Below are 18,315 nucleotides of genomic sequence, written 5' to 3'. Positions count from 1 at the left end.
ACTCCGCGCGCGTTCAGTCCTGCCCCGACGGCGAGAGCCTCCCACCGGGTCAGAAGGTGTCCTCTTTCCGCATCTGATGTGTGGGTTTCCGCAGGTCAGGGGTGATGTCTGTGGGGCTGGGGCAGGCTGGTCGTGTCGTGTTCTCCTGGCGGGTGTGGAGGTCGTGGATGCCATCGATGCGGGCAGTGCTGGAAGGTCGTGAGAAGGCCGCCCTGGTGCGGGTTGAGGAGCTCCGGGCCGACCTCGTGCGGGCGGAGGAGGTGCTGCGGCGTCGGGCGATCGGCCTGGAGGAGTATCTCGAGGCGCTGGCCGGGACTTGTGATGCGGTGCCTGTCGTTGCGGAGCACGGCGGGCCGGCTGCGGCCGGGGGGGCGGTGTCGCGTGCTGGGCGTGAGCCGCGCAGGTTGGTGGCCCGCAGGGACAGCGGGGTGTCGGTTCAGGTTCTGGGGCAGGACTACCGGCGGATCATGGAGGCCTTCGACGGCCCGGGTGGGCCGGGGCTGACGGCGAAGCAGGCGGCGGTGCATCTGGGCTGGGACACGGGCCTGGCCTCGCGGGTCGAGGGCGTGCGGGGCAGGATGAAGCGGCTGGTGGAACGGGGCTGGCTGTGTGAGGACCGGCCGGGTGTGTTCACGCTGCCGTCGCCGTCGCCGTCTGGGCTGGGTGCTGCTGCCGGATAGTGGTGGTGCGGCGGGCCAGGCGGCGGCTCATGAGCATGGTCATGGACCACAGGATCACGGCCTGGGCGCTGGTGGTGTGGGTCTCGTAGTCGCGGGTCAGGCGGCGGGAGCGCATCAGCCAGGCGTTGGTTCGTTCCACGACCCATCTGCGGGGCAGGACATGGAAACCGTGCAGGTTGTCGGTGCGTTTGACGATCTCCAGGGTGAGGCCGAGCGTGTTGGCGGCCCAGTCGACGAGGTGACCGGTGTAGCCACTGTCGGCCCAGACCAGCCGTAGGGTCCGGAAGCGGTTGCGCAGTGCGGGCAGTATCGCTGTGGCGGCGTCCCGGTCGGTGGTGGACGCCGGGGTGACAGCCGCGGCCAGCAGCAGCCCGAGGCAGTCCACGACAAGGTGCCGCTTGCGGCCGTTGATCTTCTTGCCGCCGTCGAAGCCGCGCGAGTCGTTCTTGACGGTGGCGTCGGCCTTGACCGACTGCGAGTCGATCACGGCCGCGGTCGGTTCGGTGTTGCGGCCCTCCGACGCGCGCACCTGCTCGCGCAACCGGTCGTGGAGTTCACCGATCAGCTGGTTGTCACGCCAGCGGCAGAAGAACGCGTAGACGCGTTTCCAGGGTGGGAAGTCCGCGGGCAGGTTCCGCCACTTCACACCGTTGTCGACCAGGTAGCGGATCGCATCGAGCATCTGGCGGTGGCAATAGCCTTCCGGACGGCCGCCGCGCCCGTCCATCCACGCCGGCACCGGCAGCACGGCCCGGACCACCGCCCACTCCGCGTCCGTCATGTCGCTGCCGTAGCGGAGCCGGCGGCCGGGATGGTCGGCCGCGTTCCCGAACCGGTGCGCGAGACAGTCACACTCCCGGGCCGGCCAACTGGACTGCGCGGATCCGACCACGTACAACTGCGACACGGGGCCTCCTGTGGTGCCAACGGATTCGACACCCGCGTACTACCAGGAGGCCCTTCTTTCATGCGCGGAAGACGATCAACTCACCCGATCCATCACGCCGTTCCGAACACCAGCACCAACCCACACGGTAAGAGGACGCCTTCTCAGCCGTTGAAGGCCTTGCGGAGCCTCGATGCGGCCTCAGTGAGGATGTCCTGTTCCTTGCAGAGGGCGAGGCGGACTTGGGTGCGGCCGGCGGCGTAGAAATCGCAGAAGCCGGCCGAGGGGCGCCGAAGGGCGCCCGATCCGGCCGGTGCCGGTAGACGGCCGGCCTGGCGGGGAGCTGGCCTCGACCGTTCGCTAGGCTCCCGAGGCGTGTCTGACCTTCCGAACGTTCAGGGCGCGACCATCGACGCCATCATCGACCACGCGAGCCGCGCGACGCTTCCCTTCCAGCGGGCGCACCGGGAGGAACAGCACGCGACGGCCTTCTGGTTCAACGAGCTCGTGGAGACCACAGACGAAGGCGAGGCCATCCGGCAGTACCTCGTGACCGCCGGCGGGCCGACTCGGTTCGAGATTGCCGAGTTCACCCTCCGGCCGGACCTGTGCGATCCGGCGATGAGCGCGGAGAAGCTGATGATGGTCGACTTTGCCGCGGGGTGGACCCACCTTGAGGACCTGGGCGTCGCAGTCATGCCCACCGCCGGGCTGCACGCGCACGGCGCTCGCAAGGGGTGGAGCTGGACGACCGACGAGATCACCGACGGCATGGCGGCCAAGGAGGAGGACATTGCCGTCCTCGGCGCGGAGCCTGTCGCGGCCTATCTATTGGGCCACGAAGTCGGAGCCGAGACGGGTGCCCGGGACCTGGTCGTCGTGGTCGGTGCCGTCACGCGTACCGAAAGCGGCGGCGTCCGCTGGGTCGGCGACGTACCGCAGGGGTGTGTCGGCGCACCGGTGTTCATCGGCGCCCAGCTCGGCGGGGACAGCTTCAAGCTGGTCTGTGCAGGAGTGGTACTGGCCGGCGACGGTCATCATCCGATCGCAACCTTTGACCGCGTCCGCACCGCCCTGCGCGCCCTCGCTCCGGCAGCCGTGTCAGTTCCCGAGACGGACGGACCGAATCCTCAGGAACCCGAACTGAAGCGGCGCTGGTGGCAACGACGCGGCTGACGCGCACAGGCGCCCCGGCAGCTCAACTGCGCCTGACCGGCTTCCCGATGGCCCCTGCCGTCGCGGACGAGTGAACTCGGTCCCCTGGGAACTGACCCCCCGCTGAACGGAGTTGACGCCTCGATGCTGACCGTCGCACCGGCTCCCGGTGTCCGCGTGTGATCACGTGGTCGCGGGCACGAGGCCGGCGCCGTCAGGTGCTCCCGCGCGTCCCCGTGCCGCCTCGGCCAGCGCGGCATCGATCCGCTTGTTGCTGTGACAAATCCGCTGTTGATCACTGAGCGAGTGGTGTTCTGGCCTGCGGATCTGGTGATCGTTTCGGGATTTTGGCCTGTGATGTGGTGTTGTTCTGAGCGGGGGTTTTCGTAGGACGGGGGAGTCGAGGTGGGTGCTGGGCTGCGAGTGTGGTGATCGTTTCGGATTGTGGTGATCGTTGCAGGATTTGGTTATGCCTGCGCGGTTAGGTTCGGTAGGTTTGCCCTGTTCAGGGCTAGTCGGACGCCTTGTTGAGTAGGAGGTCTGACGGACGCGTGCGAGCCCGGATGATGGCATGTCCCGCAGGTCACCATGCAGATTCCTCTTCCTTCTTCTCTACGTGGGTGAGCGAGGTCCGATTCGGTCGGCTATGGCCCGGGTCCACTGCCGGCTCAATCAACACCTTGACCAGAACGTCATTGGCGACCTGTGCCAGTCGGCCAAGCTGCACCGCCTCGAACTGGAAGTACGGGTTGGCCTGGAAAGGCCCCGCGTGGCCGCCGTAGCCGAGGACCTGCTCCGATCCGAACAGCGTCCCTCGGTGCCCCGTATGCGAGCGCTGGTCGTACAGCGGGCCCGCGAGCTCCTTCACCTGCTTTTGCGTCAGCACGGTCTTGAGTGCTTTCCGGAACCGCTTCTCGGCAACTCCCTTGCGGTGCTTGCACTCGGGATGGCAGTCGCACATGGAGTCAGGGACGGACCTCATACCGACGCCCTCGATCGCGGCTACGAAGGTGAGCAGCGAGAGCGACGGATGACGTCTCCCCAGGCGTACGGCCTCGTAGTACGCGCTGAGCGCGGTCTCGAGTTCGGGGTCGCCGTCCAGCCTCTCCCACGCCCCAAGCACCCACGGCGGCAGCCTCCAGTTTCCTGTCCCCGGAGGGACCTCCCCGGTCCACTCCTCCCCGTGCGGGCTCGGGAATTCGGGACCGACCGAAGTCGGGATCTTCAGAACCGACCCGTCGGGGCCCTGAGGCCAGGGGAGCGTCCGGGGCTCCCACAGCTGCCTCCGGTGCAGCGTCAGGAGAGCGCAGAGACGGCGCAAATGCGCCTGAGCGACTGGGACAACGGGGTCCCAGTGGTAAGTCTCGACCTGACCGGTGACGACGACGGGGAAGCTGCGGGAGATCGTGATGAACTGCGAGTCGACTCGGTCCTGCCCTCGGAACTCGCGCATGTGGACACCACCGGGGGCGAGGGTCAGCGGCCCTACGTCTGTCGCCCTGATCTGCCCCAAGGGGTGGAATCCCTGTACGGCGGACGGGCTGACCCCAACGAGCGCATCCCATATGTGAGTCCGCTGGTGGTGCCCAATCTCGCCCAAGGCCTTCCGCGCGCCAGTCCGCCAGGGGTCTACCTGGTCCGATGACGGGGTGCCGACGCCGCCGACGACCGTGCAGCTGATGCCGTCGGGGTGAGGACGGACGCGCAAGATGCTCGTCATGGAGTCGTCGAGGGGCGGCCCCATTTCCACCGGGCCGCCGTGGCTGTCAGCGCCGCTGATGCTGCGAAAACCTCCGCCCATGGCGTTCCCAAGGTGGTGAGCCCACTCGTTGCCTTGCTCGGTGAAGTCCACGGGGAAGGTCCCGATGCTCTGTTCCCACACGATGGCCTCCAGCCACTTCGACGACGTCGAGGGTCGCTGGCCACAGCTGCCAGGACCTCGACGTCCCACGATCAAGGTCATCGTCCCGTTTGTGTCCAGAGCGACGCCACTCAATACAGCCGTCACAGGCCGCCCCTGCCAGCGTGAAGCGCGTGACGCCCCGGTGTGCGGTCGCCCACCCGCCCCCGGCTTGGAGGGAGCGATGGCGATCTGACGAATCCGCTAAGGACGACTGCCTGCGTAATACGCTGAGCTGCTAATCCAGTGATCGCGCTCCTAAGGTGTGGACATAACGTCAGCGAGGCCCACGCGCCCGGTCGGTGAACTCTCCGTCGATCTAGCCCGGGTTGCAGTGCACTACGGTCACGGGCATCCCGCGGTGTCGTACGACTTCGAGGACACTGATGACGGGTTACGGAGGAGTGGAAGGACGAAGACGGCGAGGAGAGCCGTGCTCCGGCTGCGGGTGCCGAGGTCGGGCCAGCGACCGTCGGCGGATGTGCACACGTCGTTCAGGATCGGCTGACCACGAGATCATTCAAGGTGAGCTTGAGGCGGCGCCGGTTGGCGTCGAAGCCGTACATGGCAGTGGGCCGGTTCAACGGGTCGGCGCCGCAGCGTGGGGCTTCCAGAGCTGAACCCTCGGCCGCCGCGTCCACCTCAAGATCGAAAAGAACGGCTTCCGCCGAGTGCGGCTCAATCGAAGCGAGCCAACCCACTGGTGCGCCACGAACGTCACCGAGGCCCGTCAATGAACATTGCGGTTCCCTGCGGGAAGGTCGGCGGTCGCAAGTACAGTCGGAGCATGGCTCCCGATGAACTGATCGCCCTCGCCGAACGGCCGCGCGCCTGCAGGCGGGAGGTGTCAAATGCCTAGTATCAAGGGTCGTTTTGAATACTCTGATGGCCTGACTCCTGGGAGATCAAAGGACGGCGGTCTCCATCAAAATCTCTACGACGGCCAAGGACGCCTGGTAGACCACGGCACGTTCATTCCCGACGATGAGAACGAAGAAGATCCACTAACTGACCCGCCGCCAGTTTTCATCTACGTCACCGACGAGAACAGTTCGGATTCACGCTCAGACAAGCACGACGACCTTGCCGAGGCGATCTCTGATCTCGTTGAACTGCTTATTCTTGTCGCCGAGGCCTACCCACACGTCAAGAGATGGTGGAACAAGGCACTTCCGATCATCAAGTCTCAGTGGAACAGACTTTCTAGAACTCGCGTGGTCGGTAGCCAACCTGCCACTGACGAGGCGTCGACTGTGGGTGAGGCTACAGTCATAGATTCCTCGCAAGAAGTGGTTACTCTGCCCGATGTGTATAGAGTCAGCATGAGTAGCGCAGAAGCGCGAGCGTGCCTCCTGCTGGCTCTTGTGGCTAAGGCATTCAGCGAGGAGCAGGTAAGAATAGTTTCCAATGTCCACATCAAAGACGATGACGGCCTTGTGGAACTGAAACGCACAGTTGGCGAGCTCATCCCTCAACAAATTGCTAACATCGTTAAGGCGCTTAGGGCGAATCCGTCGTTTCTTGACGATGAGACATTGGCTGAACTTGGAAATATTCTCGGGAGAGACGAGCGGAACATTGAGATGCTTTGTCTGACTGGCCCTGAGAAGCGGCTGCGTAGCCTCGAATAAAACTGAGGCCTCTTGCACGGGCAGGGCCTCAAGAAATGATCACTGCTGGGGAAGCGTCAATCAGCACAGACGTGCCCCGCTCGTCAGTGACACACCAAGCCTGAGTACCCCCGCGGCGTCGCGCGAGGGCAAGGAACCCCGGTGTCACCACGGAGCAGACGGAGATCCGTCCGCTGTCAGCCCGTACCGTCTGATCGCCATGGCCTCGTCGGGACGCCCGGCGCTCTCCCGCACTCGGGCAAGCTCATGCAGTGCGTCCGGGTGGCCGCCGTTCACGGCCTCGCGAGCTACCTGCTCGGCTCCCGCCTGATCTCCTGCCCGTACGCGCATCTGGACAAGATCCCCGAGAAGGTAGGGGATACTCGTGTGGCTGATCGCGATGCCTTCGGCTCGTTCGCGCTGCCCGGCTTCCTCCAAGAGCCGGAGGGCCTCCTCCAGGCCCTCGATGTCACCTTCGCGGGCAGCGTTCATGGCGTACTCAACGGCTTCGTCCCAGCGGCCGGCCTCCTGCAGTCGGCGCATCTCCAACTCCACCGCACTCGGCTGAGGGGCAGAGGTCTCCGACCACTGCCTTCGAGTCCACGCAAACGCGATCGTCTCTATAGAGTTCCGGAGCTCGGTGAGCTCCTGTGGGAGGTGTGGCTGTCCGCTGCGCTGCGCGACGGCCGTGGCGTCATCCGCGCGGCCCAGGATCTCAAGGAACTCGACCAGGTGCTTCCATGCCCCTGGGTGGCCGTCCTGGGCGGCCAGCTCGAACAGGAGGGCGGCGTAGCGGTAGCGGCCGTACTCGTGGGCTTCCTCCCCCATGGCGAACCGGTCGGCGGGGGTCCGCGCGTGCAGCGCTGCCGCCTTCCAGAAGCCTTCCGGGGGAAAGCCCCAGCCCCGCCCGGAATTGGCCCACCGCACCAGGACACCGGCCAGGCGGTAGCACGCCTCATCAGGGCGGCCTGGGAGGGGACGCCGCCGGACGAGAGGTCCCGGGACGCCCAGGCAGTCCCGGCCGAGGTACGTAAGAGCGTCCTCGAACCAGCTAGTGTCGCGTGAATGAAGTTCTTGGACGGTGGCTTGGTGTGCGGTTGAATGGCGTATGCCTGTCGCCCTGCCGCTGGTCGTCTCCGATGCGGACCGTGAGGTCCTGCGCTCGTGGATCCGCTCGCCGTCGTCCCCGTCGGGGCTGGTGATGCGGGCCCGGATCGTGCTCCTGGCCTCGGAAGGCGCTTCGAACACCGAGATCGCGCGGCGTCTTGAGCTGTCCCGGCAGACGGTGGTGACCTGGCGGGGCCGTTACCGTTCGGCCGGCCTGCCCGGGCTGGAGGACCGGCCGCGCTCGGGCCGGCCCGGCACGGTGGACGAGACAGAAGTGGTGGTGCGGACCCTGGAAGGCCCGCCGGACAAGCTCGGCGTGACCCACTGGTCCTCCCGGCTGCTCGCCGCCGAGCTGCGACTGTCCAACGTCGCGGTGGCCAAAGTGTGGCGCAAGTGGAAGATCCAGCCCTGGCGCAGCGAGACCTTCAAGTTCTCCACCGACCCGGAGCTTGAGGCGAAGGTCCGCGACGTGGTCGGGCTGTACCTGGCCCCGCCGGAGAAGGCCGTAGTGGTCTGCGTCGACGAGAAGAGCCAGATCCAGGCGCTGGACCGGACCGCCCCGATGCTGCCGGTCCGGCCGGGCCTGGCCGAGCGGCGCACCCACGACTACGTCCGGCACGGCACCACCACCTTGTTCGCGGCCCTGGAGGTCGCCACCGGGAAGATCACCGCCGACGCCTGCTACAACCGGCATCGCAGCGATGAGTTCCTGCGCTTCCTCAAGCAGGTCGCCAAAGCCCACCCGAGGGTGAAACTGCACGTCGTCGCCGACAACTACGCCACCCACAAGCACCCCCGCGTGAAGGCATGGCTCGCGAAGAACCCCCGGATCACGCTGCACTTCACCCCGACCTCGTGCTCCTGGCTGAACCTGGTCGAGATCTTCTTCGGCATCATCACCCGCCAGGCCATACGCCGCGGCACCTTCACCTCGGTCGCCGACCTCACCGACGCCATCCGCCGGTACATCGACGCCTACAACGACCGCTGCCAGCCATTCACATGGACCAAAACTGCCGACGAAGTCCTCGAACACGCAACCCCCAAGCGTCCAAGGACTTCATTCACGCGACACTAGGCGGAAGTCCGTCCCACTCCTCCCTGCCGAAGTAGGCACTGGCCGCGTGTCCAAGCAGGGCGTACGGCAGGTTCTCCGGGTCGTGGCCATAGCGGCAAAGGTCAGCGGCTGCCTTAAGGACTGCCTCAGTTGGCGCCTCGGCGTGCCGGCAGCGCTCCAGGAGCGCGGGAACCCCGGCCAGGTACTGGGCGATCCTGCCGTTCGCTGCGTGGACGGTTGCGGCCTTCAGGCGCGGGTCACTGTCCGCCACCGTGCGCGCCGCATGCAGGTCCGCTCCCGTGAACGCGTGCGGCACGGCGATGACTTCGGCGTCCGTGGTGAGAAGACCCCGGGCGTGCTGGTGGATGTCGTCGCTGATCTGCCGGGAGGGTGAAGTTCCCCCAGTGAGTTGGACAGCCTGATACTGGGACGGTTCGTCCCGGAGGAAGCAGTCCAAGTTGAGTGGCAAGAGCAACATGAGCAAGCGGTACACGGCCGAGTTCAAGCGGGACGCGGTCGCGCTCGTCCGGTCGTCGCCGCATCGGAACGTCACCGAGATCGCCCGGGAACTGGGAGTGAGCCCCGAGGGGTTGCGTGGCTGGGTCAAGCAGGCGAAAATCGACCAGGGCGAGGGGCCGGCGGGCGCCCTGACCAGCGAGGAACGTGAGGAGCTGCGGCGCCTGCGCCGCGAGCTGGCTGAGGCCAAGAAGGCGAACGACATCCTGGTAAAAGCCGCGGCCTTCTTCGCGAAGGAGATCGTGAAGTAGGCGCTGTGTGCCGCTTCATCGATGCGGAGAAGGCCACCGAGGAGAACCCCGATGGCTACAGCGTCGCCCGGCTGTGCCGAGTGCTGAGCTTCCACCGCTCCACCTACTACGCCTGGCTCGCTTCACGGCCCGCAGCCGCCGAACGGCAGTGCGCCGAAGACGAGTTGACCGACCGGATCCGTGAGATCCACGCCACCTCGCGAGGTGCCTACGGCGCCCCGCGCGTCCATGCGGAGCTGCGGCGGGGCGGCCTCGCGATCAACAGGAAAAGGGTCGAGCGGATCATGCGCGAGCGCGACATTCGCGGTGTCACCCGCCGCAGGCGCCGCTACCTGACGCAGCAGGACACCAAGGCAGCCCCTGCCCCGGACCTGGTCGGCCGCGACTTCACCGCATACGAGCCAGGCCGGAAGCTGGTGGGCGACATCACGTATCTCCCCACGGTCGAGGGCTGGTGGTACCTGGCCACGGTCATCGACCTGGCGACCCGTGAGGTGATCGGGTATGCGATGGCCGACCACCACCGCGCCGAACTGGTCACCGACGCCCTGCGCATGGCTGCCGGCCGCGGCGGCCTGCAGCCCGGCTGCATCATGCACACCGACCGCGGCAGCGAGTACACCAGTGGCGAATTTCGCACCGTGATAAGGGAGTTGAATCTGAGGCAGAGTATGGGACGAACCGGCATATGCTATGATAATGCTGCAGCCGAGAGTTTCTTCGGACTGCTCAAAGCGGAGATCGGCACCACCGTCTGGGAAAGCCGTGAGGCGGCCCGAGCCGACGTCTTCTGCTTCATCGAAGTCGAGTACAACCGCACCAGGCTCCGCAAGCACCCCGAGTTCGGGTACCTCACCCCACTCGAAACCCGAGCTAGATTGCGGCACGACCTCACCCCCGCAGCGTAAGCATCCGCTGTCCAAGATCAGGGGGGAACTTCATGCCCCCACGCTGGGGGTCCGGAATGCTCACCACGTCCTTCACCTTGATCAGCGAGGTATGGGCGGCCCAGCCGGCGCCACCGGCCTCAACTGACACAGATGAGGGCACTGGTATCTGAGATGAACGAGCTCGTCGCGGGGCCTGGTTCCTCCGGCGTGGAACCGTCCGTGGTGGGGCAGCGCCTGCGAGTCTTCCTGGATGCGGAGCGAGTGGTGGACGACCTGCGCCGCTATTTCGCGATCGACCTGCCCCCAGGTGCCGGCGCGTTCACGGGGGGCCGGTTCGAGCACCTGGCGGGCGGGGGTGACCGTCGGCAGGTCGCGGACCAGTTCACCGCAGAGGACCTGGTGGCGGTGCAGACCCTGTCGGTGACCGTCCCTCCGCGCGTCGCCCTCGACCTGCTGGAAGGCCCGTTGGGCACCCAACTGTCCGAACTGCTGCGAGACATCCCTTCTGACACCGACCTGTCCGACGCCGATGCCTCGGTCATCGCGGACGGCTCGCCGGCGTACCGGGCCTGGCGCTTGCTGGAGGGCCAGTACAAGGTCGGGTGGGCGATCGCCGGGAAGCTCTTGGCCCGTAAGCGGCCGCGGCTGCTGCCGGTCTACGACCGGGTCGTGCGCTGTGCGCTCGGCCACCCGCCGTCGTTCTGGACCGATCTGCGCACCGCCCTGCGCGAGCACGGCGCAGCCCTGCACCACCGGCTCCTTGGCCTGCGGCAGAACGCGGGCCTGCCCGAGACGGTCAGCGCCCTACGTGTCGCCGATGTCGCGGTATGGATGGCTCACCCCGCCCCGGGCCACCGCTGCCCCTGAGGACCCGTCGCAGGGACGGCCAAGCGCTGACGCTCGGAGAGGGCTCGGCTGGAGTGTGGGGTGCTGGCCGGCCTGGCGGTGCTGTGGGTTCGGCTCCAGCCCTACGCCGACTCCGTAACTGAGTCACCGCCGACCCCTGCGACGCCGTGCTACTGGTGGTGGGAGACATCTGTGGCGTCTCACTGCGTCTGAGGGATGAGCTCAGGTTGGCGACCCCGGGATCTGTGGTGCCTTTCGCCTGGGGGCTGTGGCGTGGGGGATAGGCTGGCTGACAGAGACCTGTCTGCAGCCCAAACGTGGGGCAGTTGGCGCAGTGCCTGGCGGAGAATCTTGGGCTTGGGCGCGGATCGGTGTGGGGGTGCTGGGTGTCGCAGGTGTCTGGGTCTGAGGGGTCCGCTGGTGTGCAGGTACCGGAGGCGGCGGGCGCGGTTGATGCAGGGCGTCGTGAACGGATCCGCAGTCGGCTGAGCCGCTTCGGGCCGGGCCCGGTGGGCTGGTTCACCGACATCTGCACACTGCTCGATCAGGACCTCCCGCTTGTGTCGGCCGGGATGCTGGTGTCGCATCTGTTCCGGGAGCTGGAGAGCGCGGTACGTGAGGTTCTGCTGCCGGATAAGGTGCGCCGCACCCCGGAGAAGGACATTCCCAAGGGTGGGAAGCACCTGTTCCAGGTGAACGGGATCCTTGGGTCTTTGGGTATCGACCCAGACAGCCACGCGGGTGCTCTGTGGTTGGGCGAGGCGAAGAACTTGCATGCGTATGCTCACCGGAGCCGCATGGATCTGTTTGCGCTGGATGCCCCGACGCGGGAGCGGTTGGTGGCGTTCGAAGACATGCTCGAGGTGGTCCTGGACGCGTTCGAGGCCCGCTATCTCACGGTCATCGAACGGTTGGAGGCATTGGCGGCGAAGACGTCCCCCAACCAGGGGGACGTCGACTTGCTGCGCAAGACCTTCCCCCAGGACTTCTTGACGCAGGAGCGGTTCTTCTCCCTGCTCGGCAGCGCGGCGTGGCTGCGGCACCTGGCTGAGGCGGGCCTATTCTCGGCCCCGGTGGAACCGGAAGTCGATGACGAGGCCGGCACGGTGGCGTTCCCCGCCTGGCCTGCGTCGGCGTATCTGGTGCGCGTGGCAGGTGCCGCCCCCGACGAGGCGCTGCGGGTGGCCGAGGCGATCCCGTCCACCGCCAATCCGCGGATCAACCTCAACCTGGTCGAGGTGGCGCTGCTCCTTCCACCCGATGATGCGGTGCGGTTGGCCCCCCGTATCGCCGAAGCCGCCCGTAGCAGTTACCTGATCGCCCCCGAGCGGTACGCACAGCTGGCCTTCCAGCTTGCCCGCGGCGGACACCGCGACCAGGCCGTGGAGGTGATGCAGGCCCTGCTGGCGGCGGCGACCGGCCGGGCGCGGACCGGGATCGACGCCTACGAGCTTTCCGAACTCCTGCAGGAGCACAACGCCGCCCTGGCCGAGCACGCGGGTCTTGCCTGGCTTCAGGCGCTGGCCGCCGCGCTGTCTTCTGCCGTGGACGCCGACGCGCCCCAACGCAGTACGGCTGCAGTCCCGGAGGCGCCCGGCGAACCCGGCACGCCGTCACTGGTGTTCCGCGAGGACATCTCCAGCGTGTGGTTCCGCGATCTGGAGGCCAACGGCCCCCGGCACGCCACCGACACCCGTGAGTTGCTGTCCGAGGCCGTCCGGGACACCGCCCGGCCCCTGGCGGCAGCAGACCTCACCGGTGTGCTCGATGTCCTGGACGCCTACCCGTGGCTGATCTTCCGGCGCCTGCGCCTGTATGTGCTGGAGCACTCCGCCACCGCGGCGGCACTGCCAGTGGTGGAGACGCTGGCTGACGCTTTGTGGGCCGACACTGGCGGGGCGAGCCGGGAGTGGCTGCGCCTGGCCCGCGCCCACGCCACAGCTTTGACCCCGCCCGACCTGGGACGGGTACTGGCGGTGATCGACGCCGGTCCGGACACCGAGCGGCTGCAGCGCCTCACTGGCCAGGAGCCCGGCCCGGAGTCGGCAGCGCTGGTGGAGAAGTGGCAGGACCTGTGGCGCCGTGACCGGTACGCGGCGCTGGCCGCCGTGCTTCCCGAGGCCCCCAACCTGCGGCTGCAGGAGCTGAGCGAGCGTCTCGGCTCGGCGCAGTCGCTGGACGAGCCCGCCAGCTCGCGTATGGTCTGGCGCGGCGACAACGACGGTGGCGGGGAGGACCTGGCCGGCAAAAGCGCGGCCGATCTCGTCCACCACGCCCAGCAGTGGAAGCCGTCTCGCACCATGTTCGGCAACGATGCCGCCGACTTCGCGCTCCGGCTGCGCGCCGCGGTGACCGGCGACGCCGTGCGCTACCAGGCAGACGCGCAACTGTTCGCGAACCTGAGCGACGAGCACCTGGCCGCTGTCGTGGAGGGTTTCACCCGCGCGGTCGAGGAGCGGCAGCCGGTGGACTGCCCGCCCCTGGTGCAACTGGCGACCCAGATCCTGCCGCGCGCTCACAGCGACGGCAGCCACCAACTGCACTGCGCACTGGCCCGTTTGTGGCTCGCGGTACTGGCTTACACCGGCGCTGGCATCCCCACCAGCTGCGGTGACGAACTGTTCGACATCCTGAGCACGCTCGTGCGTATCCCCGCGCCGCTACCCACCGGTACGAGCCCCGCCGACGACAGCGCGAGCAGGTGGAGCCAGGCCAGCGAAGCCTCGGTGTGCGCGCTCATCCTCTGGGCCAGTTGGCAGAAAGACCGTGACGGCGACACCGCCGCCTCCTTCGCACTCCTCGATGAGCAGCTGACAGCAGCCCGCCAGCCGGACTCTGCCGCCGCGCACCCGGTGGGCACCGCACTGGGGGCATACATCGGGCGGCTGACCACCCTGAACCCGGAATGGGCCCGGTCGCAGATCACCGCCTTGTTTGACACGGGCACCACGCTGGGGCGCGCCGCCTGGAACGCCCATCTGAACTCCTCACACCTGGAACAGACCTCCGTCGGCCTGCTGATGAACACCTACCGCGCCCAGGCGCGCACCGCACCCGACAGCGACAACCATCGCCAGGACCTCCACCGCAGGCTGGGCGAACACCTGGTCGCCCTGTATCTGGCAGGGATGATCACCCTCGACGGGCCCGACACGACCCTGGCGGACTTCTTCGCCCACTGCTCCGCCGAGACCGCCGCCGACCTCGCCTCCTCCGTCGCCCGCACCCTCCGCAGCGGTGACGGCCTGCCGCCCCAGACGCTGCAGCGGATTCAACGCTGGTGGACGTGGCGCCTGGAGGCCGCCGTTGGCACCCCGCGCCCGGCTACGGCAACCGGCCGCCGCAACGATGACGTCGCGATGCTCCTCGGCGCGCTGCTGACCAGCGACGCCTTCACCATGGCCTGGCGCCTGGAGCAGCTGCAGGCCGCCTTCACAGTACGGGGCGACCTGGGCGGAGACCTGAGGGTCTTCTCCTTCCTGGCCGAACTCGCCGGAACAGACCCCGGTCCGGCCCTGGACCTGCTCGCTGCGTGGGTGCACACCCTTGACCAGCACACCTGGGTGCCGCAGGCCCGCGAGAACGAGATCCGCCTGGTCCTGCTGGCGGGACGACGCTCGGCAGCCCACCGCGACACCGCCGGCGAGATCATCAACCGCTTCGCCTACCGCGGATACCTGCAGTTCTCGCCCCTGCTCAACGACGCCGCCAACTGACCTCCTGCGAGGCACCCCGCCGTCGCACTGGAGGAGAGCAAGCACAGCGTGACCCTCAACCTCAGCGTTCATGCCTTTCCAACGAACGCCGGCCGTGGTGTCCTATCCCCGTGTTCTTGGATCTCGGAGCAGGGCAGGACGTCGTTAGGGCCTGCATGCGAGCGTCACGTGGGGGCGTCCCAGAGCACCTCATCGTAGTGCGGCGAGACCTCGGACAGGTAGGACGCCCGCGCAGCGGCGAGCACGTTTCACACGCCACTGGCATCCATCGGCGAGTCCATTTTGCCCGTCAGTTCCATCTCATGCCGATCACGGTCAGTTCCTCGACCCGCTCGGGCGCGAGGCCGCTCTTGCGTGCCCGGGAGTTGGCGATGAACACGCCGAGTGCGTGCTCGGTACCGCCGATGTTCTCGATGTGCGATCGGGGTACGTTCAGGTGTCCTTCGCGTTGCGCGTATTGGCGTGCGGCCGTGAGGTTGTCGGCCCACATCTCGGCCCGGCTGCGCCGCGGCACAGGCGTCCGAACAGCAGCCGGCTCCGGTTCGTCGAGCGGTCCGAGGCCGAGGATCTCGGTGAGCAGCCACTGCTGCGGAGGAGCCAGCGTGTCCCACTCGGCGCGCTGGACGCGGGCCCAGCGTCCGATGTCCTCGCCCTGGACGATGAGCAGGCCGTCCTCCTCGGGCAGGAACCCGCCACCGGCGAGGTGGGTGCGAGCGAGGTGGAAGCAGCGTTGCCATGCGATTGGCCACACGGGGCACCATGCCGGGTAGATATCGTCCAGCCTTCGACGCCGTTCCGCACTCAGGGCACCTGCTGCCGCACCGTCCGCCCGTCCCTCCTCTTGGGACCGGGCAGGGCGCCGGGCGGCGGCGCGCTGGTTCTTGAGCCAGATGCCGAGCGGGTAGCCCTGCCAGGTGGCTTCGGTGGGAGGCAGAAGGTGCCCGTGCTCGGCGGCCCACCCGCGTGCCGCGGCCAGTCCTTCGTCGAAGGCCACCGCGTGGTGGGACCAGATCATCGAGAGCTCGTCGAGCTGCCGCACCCTTTCCTCGGCGAGGTCCCCGCGCTGGTGCGCGTGCCGCTGCCGGCCGATCCATGCCCCGAGGGGGAATCCATCGGGCGCCGTGTGCCCGATGGGAACGTTCAGGTGCCCATGGTCTTCGTAGTAGGCAAGTGCGGCCTGCAGCCCGCGGCGCCAGTATTCGCCTTCAGGCTTGAGGACCCGCGCGGTGATGAACGCCGCCAGTCTCACCGGATCCCGCGGTGTGGAGAAGGTCAGCAGCCCTTGAGCCGGCCCGCTGACCCCTCCTTCACCGTCCGCCGCCATCGCGGTTCCACCGGCGGTCGGACGACTGGGAGCCTGAGGGACAGCGAGCTGCTCGACGGCCTCGGTGTCGTGTGCGCGCAGCGCGGTCAGCACCTTGGCCAGGTCGGTATAGGCCCTGGAGACAAGCATCTCGTCCGGTTCCTCACCCGGCCCGAGGAACACCGGCACGACCAAGGATGCTGTCTTGCCCTCCCCGGGCTGCATCCGCAGCGCCCGCCCCACGGCCTGAACGACATCGGGCGTGGACCCCCGGACATCGGCGAAGACGACGGCATCGCAGTTCTTGGTATCGACGCCCTCGCCGAGCACACGTGCCGACGACAGCACACAGCGCTCCATCACCGTCTCGTCCACGATCCCCGTCGAGAACTCCTCAAGCACCTGGCGCCGGTGCACCGTCTTATGCTCCCCGCACAACCAGTCGGCCCACACCAGCCCCGGCTCCGTATATACCTCCTGATCGCTCTCCCACAGCGCCTTCGCAACCCGACCCAGCCCGCTCGCGAAAGCCTCCGCTTCGCTGGTGCGATGGTGAAAGGTCAAGATCCTGCGCAGCCGGTGTTCCGCTCCGGTCTTCAGCACAGCCGTCTGCAGCGCCGCCAGCCGCACTCCGCGCACCGCATCCGTCCGGGCCTGCTCACCGACCAGCTGCGCGGCTTGGACCTGGGGGTCGGCGATGTCCACACACACCACCTGGTACTGCGCGATCAGGCCCCGCTCGATCGCCTGCGACATCGTCAGCCGGTACACCACCGGCCCGAAAACCGCCGCATCGTCCATCGACGCCACCAACCGCGCGGGGGCGGCCCCCCGCCCCCCACCATCCGTAAGCTCTTCCGCCGGCACCTCCCACAACCGCGGAGTCGCCGTCATATACAGACGTCGCACCGCCGGCACCCGGCCATTGTCATGAACAGCCGCCCACGGCTTACCCAGCGCACCCGACGTCCGATGCGCCTCATCCACCACCACCAGATCCCACCGGCCGACCCCGGCCGCATGCGCCCGCTCGACAACCCCGAGCCCCACCGCCGCATACGTGGCGAACACCGTGCACCGGTCCGCATCCCTGAGCCACCCGGCCAACTGGGCCGCATCAGTCGAGCACGGAACCCCGAGCCCGGCGCCCTCCCGCTGCGAGCACACGCCGAACATCTGCCCGCCACGGCCGCCCGCCCGCCACATGTCCAGCATCTGCCCCAGCAGATCAAGAGTGGGCACCAGCACCAGCACCCGCCGGGCACGCAACCGCCGTGCCCCCTCGACCGCGATAAGGCTCTTGCCCGTTCCCGTGGCAGCGATGACCTGAGCGCGCAGCCCGCCCTCCGAGAGCACAGGACTCGCCGGCTGAGCCAGCGCGCGCACTACCGCGTCCACCGCCTCGACCTGATGAGGACGAGGCCGCTGCCTAGCCATACGATCCGCCCTGCCTCTCTTCGCCCCTCGGGGGCAGTAGGCCCTGAGAGAGAAATCTATCCCGCACCATTATGATGCAGACCTCTCATCTTCGAACGACCTTGGCCCTCCGGGAACACTCTCATCACGGTTGCAGAAGCCGCCCGGGACCCACACCGGAACCAGGGCATACTCACACTCAAGAGGCCGACCATGGGATACTGCACGACTTCCCCCGGGCTGTGTCCGGCAACGAGTGAGCCACCGTTAGAACGGGGGAGCAGGAGAGCCCTGTTGGCCCCCAGGCTCTTCCACCCCCAGCTTCGTCAGCCGCGAACGAATCGCACTCGGCTGACGCGAAAGCCGTCGAGCAAGAGCCTCGAGGCCATGCCCCGAGGAATGAAGCTCGACGAGCAGCTGGTCATCTTCCTGCGTCCAGCGCTGGTACGCATTGCCGTGACGCTTCCTGACCTCGTCCACTGCGTACGCACGAGCGGCTGCCGAAGGAGCGCTCGAAGCCAGTTCCACCGCGCGCACCGCATTCCAAGGGAAGGTTGCCACCTCAACCCCGCGCAGCCAGAGGGTAACTGTGCCCTCGTCAAACGTCAGAACATCCGCTTCCACCGTCAGGACCTTGCGCATGACGTCCGGGTCCTTCGCGTCGAGCACGAAGTCATGGAGCTGTAAACGAACCTGAGGCTGAGACACATCAGTCACAACGACCACCATGCCCCAACAGACACCCGCTCAAGCGCCCCCTACTAGCTAGCCCGGCCGCAACGCGGCCGATAGGCAGGGAGCGAAGCGGACCTGCCAGGGCTCCGCAACGCGGAGCCCACCGCCGGCTTGCCGGCGGCACTTCAGGGGGCCGCAACGCGGCCCCGTTTATGGGCTGTTGGAGCGAAGCGGAGACAGCCTGGCGCGGCTTGCCGCGCCCCGCCCCGCAACGCGGGGCGCTTTCACTTCCCAGCGCGCAGCGCTG

General features: G+C 67.6%; 15 protein-coding genes. 9 read left to right on the top strand and 6 right to left on the bottom strand.

Features of this window, described 5'->3' with window-relative positions; translation table 11 throughout:
- Positions 1-176 precede the first annotated feature (176 nt).
- On the top strand, positions 177-680 hold the full coding sequence (locus tag OG702_RS00075) for a hypothetical protein (RefSeq protein ID WP_327286751.1): 504 nt from the start codon (positions 177-179) through the stop codon (positions 678-680).
- On the opposite strand, the gene OG702_RS00070 is transcribed toward OG702_RS00075, so the two are convergent.
- Entirely contained in the window at positions 631-1,587 is a 957-nt protein-coding gene (locus OG702_RS00070) for an IS5 family transposase (RefSeq protein ID WP_442814260.1), read from the bottom strand. The genes OG702_RS00075 and OG702_RS00070 overlap by 50 nt on opposite strands.
- 354 nt (positions 1,588-1,941) lie before the next feature.
- Here OG702_RS00070 and OG702_RS00065 point away from each other — a divergent pair, with 354 nt between their 5' ends.
- Positions 1,942-2,742 carry a hypothetical protein gene (locus tag OG702_RS00065; RefSeq protein ID WP_327286750.1) on the top strand — a complete coding sequence of 267 codons (801 nt, stop codon included), beginning with the start codon at positions 1,942-1,944 and terminating at the stop codon, positions 2,740-2,742.
- Positions 2,743-3,304: 562 nt separating this feature from the next.
- Here the strand turns inward: OG702_RS00065 and OG702_RS00060 are convergent.
- Both OG702_RS00060 and OG702_RS00055 read right to left on the bottom strand, forming a co-directional pair.
- A complete protein-coding gene (locus tag OG702_RS00060; RefSeq protein ID WP_327286749.1) occupies positions 3,305-4,684 on the bottom strand; it encodes a hypothetical protein in 1,380 nt (459 codons plus the stop codon).
- 431 nt (positions 4,685-5,115) lie between these two features.
- The gene (locus tag OG702_RS00055) at positions 5,116-5,322 is read right to left on the bottom strand and encodes a hypothetical protein (protein WP_327286748.1); all 207 of its coding nucleotides are present in this window, start codon (positions 5,320-5,322) and stop codon (positions 5,116-5,118) included.
- Positions 5,323-5,472: 150 nt separating this feature from the next.
- Between OG702_RS00055 and OG702_RS00050 the strand changes: the two genes are divergently transcribed.
- Entirely contained in the window at positions 5,473-6,252 is a 780-nt protein-coding gene (locus OG702_RS00050) for a hypothetical protein (RefSeq protein ID WP_327286747.1), read from the top strand.
- Between the two features lie 144 nt (positions 6,253-6,396).
- On the opposite strand, the gene OG702_RS00045 is transcribed toward OG702_RS00050, so the two are convergent.
- On the bottom strand, positions 6,397-7,059 hold the full coding sequence (locus tag OG702_RS00045; protein WP_327286746.1) for a hypothetical protein: 663 nt from the start codon (positions 7,057-7,059) through the stop codon (positions 6,397-6,399).
- A 280-nt stretch (positions 7,060-7,339) separates the two neighbouring features.
- Here OG702_RS00045 and OG702_RS00040 point away from each other — a divergent pair, with 280 nt between their 5' ends.
- The 6 genes from OG702_RS00040 to OG702_RS00015 all read left to right on the top strand — a co-directional run bounded on the left by OG702_RS00040 (position 7,340) and on the right by OG702_RS00015 (position 14,614).
- Positions 7,340-8,416 (top strand): IS630 family transposase, encoded by a 1,077-nt coding sequence (locus tag OG702_RS00040; RefSeq protein ID WP_327286745.1) that lies wholly within the window; start codon positions 7,340-7,342, stop codon positions 8,414-8,416.
- 46 nt (positions 8,417-8,462) lie between these two features.
- Complete coding sequence (locus OG702_RS00035) at positions 8,463-8,789, top strand: hypothetical protein (protein ID WP_327286744.1); 327 nt, start codon at positions 8,463-8,465, stop codon at positions 8,787-8,789.
- Positions 8,790-8,853: 64 nt separating this feature from the next.
- Positions 8,854-9,162 (top strand): transposase, encoded by a 309-nt coding sequence (locus OG702_RS00030; protein WP_327286743.1) that lies wholly within the window; start codon positions 8,854-8,856, stop codon positions 9,160-9,162.
- Positions 9,163-9,167: 5 nt separating this feature from the next.
- Entirely contained in the window at positions 9,168-10,070 is a 903-nt protein-coding gene (locus tag OG702_RS00025) for an IS3 family transposase (protein ID WP_327286742.1), read from the top strand.
- 153 nt (positions 10,071-10,223) lie between these two features.
- Positions 10,224-10,919 carry a DUF6308 family protein gene (locus OG702_RS00020; protein WP_327286741.1) on the top strand — a complete coding sequence of 232 codons (696 nt, stop codon included), beginning with the start codon at positions 10,224-10,226 and terminating at the stop codon, positions 10,917-10,919.
- 401 nt (positions 10,920-11,320) lie between these two features.
- A complete protein-coding gene (locus OG702_RS00015; protein ID WP_327286740.1) occupies positions 11,321-14,614 on the top strand; it encodes a hypothetical protein in 3,294 nt (1,097 codons plus the stop codon).
- A 289-nt stretch (positions 14,615-14,903) separates the two neighbouring features.
- Here the strand turns inward: OG702_RS00015 and OG702_RS00010 are convergent, their stop codons facing one another.
- Positions 14,904-17,354 carry a DEAD/DEAH box helicase gene (locus tag OG702_RS00010; protein ID WP_327286739.1) on the bottom strand — a complete coding sequence of 817 codons (2,451 nt, stop codon included), beginning with the start codon at positions 17,352-17,354 and terminating at the stop codon, positions 14,904-14,906.
- Positions 17,355-17,600: 246 nt separating this feature from the next.
- On the bottom strand, positions 17,601-18,062 hold the full coding sequence (locus tag OG702_RS00005) for a hypothetical protein (protein ID WP_327286738.1): 462 nt from the start codon (positions 18,060-18,062) through the stop codon (positions 17,601-17,603).
- Between the last annotated feature and the right edge of the window lie 253 nt (positions 18,063-18,315).

It is taken from the genome of Streptomyces sp. NBC_01198 (assembly GCF_036010485.1).
GTDB lineage: Bacteria > Actinomycetota > Actinomycetes > Streptomycetales > Streptomycetaceae > Actinacidiphila.
Note: the sequence above shows the minus strand (reverse complement) of the source record. Positions and strands in the feature narration are given on the sequence as shown.